Source organism: Salinicoccus siamensis, assembly GCF_042429615.1.
Taxonomy (GTDB): domain Bacteria; phylum Bacillota; class Bacilli; order Staphylococcales; family Salinicoccaceae; genus Salinicoccus; species Salinicoccus siamensis.
This window is the reverse complement of record NZ_JBHMAH010000019.1, coordinates 1-3,946: the sequence shown is the minus strand read 5'-3', so window position 1 is coordinate 3,946 and position 3,946 is coordinate 1. Positions and strand designations below refer to the sequence as shown.

Below are 3,946 nucleotides of genomic sequence, written 5' to 3'. Positions count from 1 at the left end.
CCCCCAGCTTAGAAATAAAAAGAGATCCTACGTTAGAGGAAGAAATCAACACACTTCACTGGGGAGAACCGTTTTATTTTTAGAAATAAATTTATACCTATTGCAGTTTTCAATAATTTTATATTTCATTACGCCGATTGTAAAATTAAGCTAGACACATAAAGAAAGCCACTCGTGATACACTCAAAATGTATTTCCGACCAAAGAAATCATAGGAGTGATCACGAATGACCTACACCCATCTTAGCACGGATGAACTTGTAATTATAGAATCTTATTTCCATCAGAATGCCTCTGTATCAAAGATTTCAGAACAGATTGGCCGAGCACGTCAGACCGTCCACAATGTGGTCACTTTCCTGAAAGACGGTCACACCGCATTGGATTTCTATAAGCGCTACAAGGCAAACAAGCAGCGTTGCGGTCGAAAACAGACGGTGCTGTCGAATGATCAACGCGCATATGTGGCAGAAAAGGTCGCGCAAGGATGGACGCCGGATGTGATTGTCGGTCGCCGTGAACAGCCGATCAACTGCTCCAGCCGCACATTGTACCGCATGTTCAAGCGCAAAGACTTTGATGTTTCCACCTTGCCGATGAAAGGAAAGCGAAAACCCAACGGCCATAAGGAACGCCGTGGGCGACAGGCTTTCAGACGGAAACTCTCTGACAGAAAGACGGACTACCCAGCATTCAAAGAAGAATTTGGACATCTGGAAGGCGATACCATTGTCGGCATCCATCATAAAAGTGCCGTTGTGACACTTGTAGAACGGCTGTCGAAAGTGATCATTACCCTCAAGCCCGAGGGTCGGACTGCAAAGGATATTGAAACAGTCCTCAACGCATGGTTCCATCAGATCCCCAGAAATGTGTTCAAATCCATTCCTTTCGACTGTGGTAAGGAATTCTCAAATTGGCAGTCAATGAGCAACCGAAATGATATTGATATTTACTTTGCCGACCCGGGCACGCCTTCCCAAAGAGGATTGAATGAACATTCCAATGGACTGCTTCGGAAAGACGGCCTGCCCAAGCATATGGATTTCAACACAGTGGATCAGAGGATGGTTGCTTCAGTAGCCTCCAAGAGAAACCACATACCCAGAAAGTCTTTGAACTACCAGACACCGCTGGAAGCATTTATGAGTTACATGGATGTAGGCAGGCTGTCTAGCTTATTTTGACAAATGAAGTTAGTTTATCTTCCTTTATGTTTAGACATTTATTGTTAACATTCCTTTCCAACTGAGTCCCTAATTTTAAGTTAAATGGGTGAAAAGAACTGTCCAGCTTATTTTGACAAACAAATAAATGAAAAATAACATTTACAGTGGCCATTTTTATCAATGAGCGATCCATATAATAGTAGAAACACGTTCAATACACTGCCGAATCTTCTTAGAAATCTTTTTGACTCAAGTGGATGAGAAGTCCTGTTCAGCTTGTTCAATAAATTGCAAAATATTCACTATTTACTTGACGTATCTCTTAGAAGTACTACAATGATATTAAATAGAATAAATCCGCACTAGGGGCGTTTTGATAAACTGAGATGAGGATTACCTCAAACCCTTCGAACCTGATCTAGTTAAAACTAGCGTAGGAAAGTGTTACTTCGATACAGCTAAATATCTATGCCTTTATAGATATGTATAATTCGCTTTCGATACGTAACCTTCCTATGAAGGTTGCGTATTTTTTATTCTAAAATAGAGGAGGTATTCACTTGGCAAGGACAGTTTTAGTAACAGGAAGTGGCAGAGGTCTTGGGAGTTGCATCGTAAAAACATTGAGTGAAAAAGGCTTTAACGTCATCATTAACTACAATCGTAGTAAAGCAGAAGCAGAAGCGTTGCAAAAGCAAATCGGATCTCAAGCAATTTCTATTCAGGCAGACGTTACAAATCGGGAAGCAGTTGAACAGTTAGTTAAAAAAGGGACTGAACATTTTGGGCAGATTGATGTTGTGGTAAACAATGCACTCGTAAACTTCAAGTTTGAACCAACTACTCAAAAAGCATTTAAAGATTTAACTTACAAAGATTATGAACAACAATTAGACGGCACGCTAAAAGCCGCGTTCAACGTATCGCAAAGTGTCATCCCTCAGTTTCTAGAACGAAAAGAGGGTTCAATCATTAGCATCGGCACAAATCTATATCAAAACCCTGTGGTACCATATCACGAATATACAACAGCAAAAGCTGCTTTAATCGGATTCACCAGAAATGTTGCAGCAGAGCTTGGTCAGTACGGCATCCGAGCAAATATCGTTTCGGGCGGATTACTGAAGACAACAGATGCAAGTGCAGTCACAACACCCGAAGTATTTGAATTAATCGCACAATCCACACCATTAAGGAAAGTAACATCCCCCCAAGATGTTGCGAATATGGTGGTTTATCTTTGTTCCGAATCAGCAGATGGCATTACAGGGCAGAACATCACGGTGGATGGTGGCCTTACTATGAACTAGGTGGGATATATTATGGTTAATCCAAAAAAGTTAAATATAGGGGTTTTATTGTATGGTGTAGGGCATCATCAGGCAGCATGGATAGCAGCAAATTCGAGCATAGATGAATTTACGACAATTGGATACTATGAAAATTTGGCGAAGATTGCTGAACGTGGAAAATTCGATGCGGTATTTTTTGCAGATGCACAAGCCTTCCCTGCGCATAGTGCTACCGAATTACCAACGAGTTATTTTGATCCAATAGTTGTATTAACTGCCATGAGTAATGTCACAGCTAACGTTGGACTTGTTTCAACTATTTCGGGAACATTTAATAACCCGTTTACTTCAGCAAGGCAGTTACTCACACTGCAACACATAACAAAAGGACGTGTGGGGTGGAACCTTGTGACATCAATGTCCGATTACGAAGCACAAAATCACAGTATGCCAGAATTACCGGAAAGAGCAGTGCGCTATAAGAAAGCAGATGAATTTGCTGAAGTCATGGATCAATTATTTGAATCGTGGTCCATTGATGACTATAGTCCAGACAGAGCGAACAATAAAATCATTAAAAACGAGAATATTCAACCGTTCAACCATAATGGGGATTACTTCCAAGTAAAGGGGCCATTAACCTTGCCTTTAGGAAAGGAAGGAAAACCGGTTGCGATGCAAGCAGGGGCATCAACAGAAGGCGTGGCACTTGCTGCGAAATATGCCGATGCAGTCTACTCAGTTGCTTGGAACTTAAGACAAGCAAAAGCCTATCGTGAGAAATTAGATCGGGCAATAAGAGAAAGTCATCGACCAGACTGCTCTATCAAAGTGTTTCCAGGTCTAGTGACTTACGTGGGTAAGACAAAAGAAGAAGCACAAGAAAAGAAAGCGAAATTAGACGATTTACTGCCAATTGATACTGCGCTGAAGCAACTCGAATTCTTTGTTCAGCAGGATACAAAATCGTGGAAACTCGATGAAAAAGTCCCTGCACTGCCCCCAATCGAAGAATTCACAGGCCCAGTCGGGCGTTATCAAACTGTGTTAGAAATCATAGAAGACAGAAATCCAACAGTCCGTGAACTACTCGGTTACCTAAACGCTGGAGGCGGACACTTGACACTTATTGGTACGCCTGAAGAAATTGTCGATGAAATCGAAAAATGGATGAAGGTAGGCGTTGCAGATGGTTTCAATTTGATGCCGCCAACACTCCCAGGCAGTCTAGAAGATTTTGTTGAACTCATCGTTCCAGAAATGCAAAAACGTAAAATTTTTAGAAAAGACTACAATGGAGAAAACTTTAGAGAAATGCTATCATTATATTAGCATTTCAATTTTTATTTTGAAGTACCGAAAATTTTCAACTTTCCAGGTACTTTAAGTTTTGAAAGTAAATTATTTGATAAATACGCCGATTGTAAAATTAAGCTAGACACCTAAAAAGGGTCACGCGTGATACACTCAAAATGAGTTTTCCGA

Annotated in this window: 3 protein-coding genes and 1 riboswitch; all 3 genes read left to right on the top strand. The window is 40.9% G+C overall.

Translation table 11 applies throughout. From position 1 onward, the window contains the following. The first annotated feature begins 227 nt into the window (after positions 1–227). The 3 genes from ACFFLE_RS07205 to ACFFLE_RS07195 all read left to right on the top strand — a co-directional run bounded on the left by ACFFLE_RS07205 (position 228) and on the right by ACFFLE_RS07195 (position 3,793). A complete protein-coding gene (locus ACFFLE_RS07205; protein WP_380570465.1) occupies positions 228–1,187 on the top strand; it encodes an IS30 family transposase in 960 nt (319 codons plus the stop codon). 336 nt (positions 1,188–1,523) lie between these two features. Further along, a riboswitch (TPP riboswitch) is annotated at positions 1,524–1,626 on the top strand. 103 nt (positions 1,627–1,729) lie between these two features. Then, the gene (locus ACFFLE_RS07200) at positions 1,730–2,479 is read left to right on the top strand and encodes a 3-oxoacyl-ACP reductase (protein WP_380570464.1); all 750 of its coding nucleotides are present in this window, start codon (positions 1,730–1,732) and stop codon (positions 2,477–2,479) included. Between the two features lie 12 nt (positions 2,480–2,491). Continuing rightward, positions 2,492–3,793 (top strand): NtaA/DmoA family FMN-dependent monooxygenase, encoded by a 1,302-nt coding sequence (locus tag ACFFLE_RS07195; RefSeq protein ID WP_380570463.1) that lies wholly within the window; start codon positions 2,492–2,494, stop codon positions 3,791–3,793. The last annotated feature ends 153 nt before the right edge of the window (positions 3,794–3,946 follow it).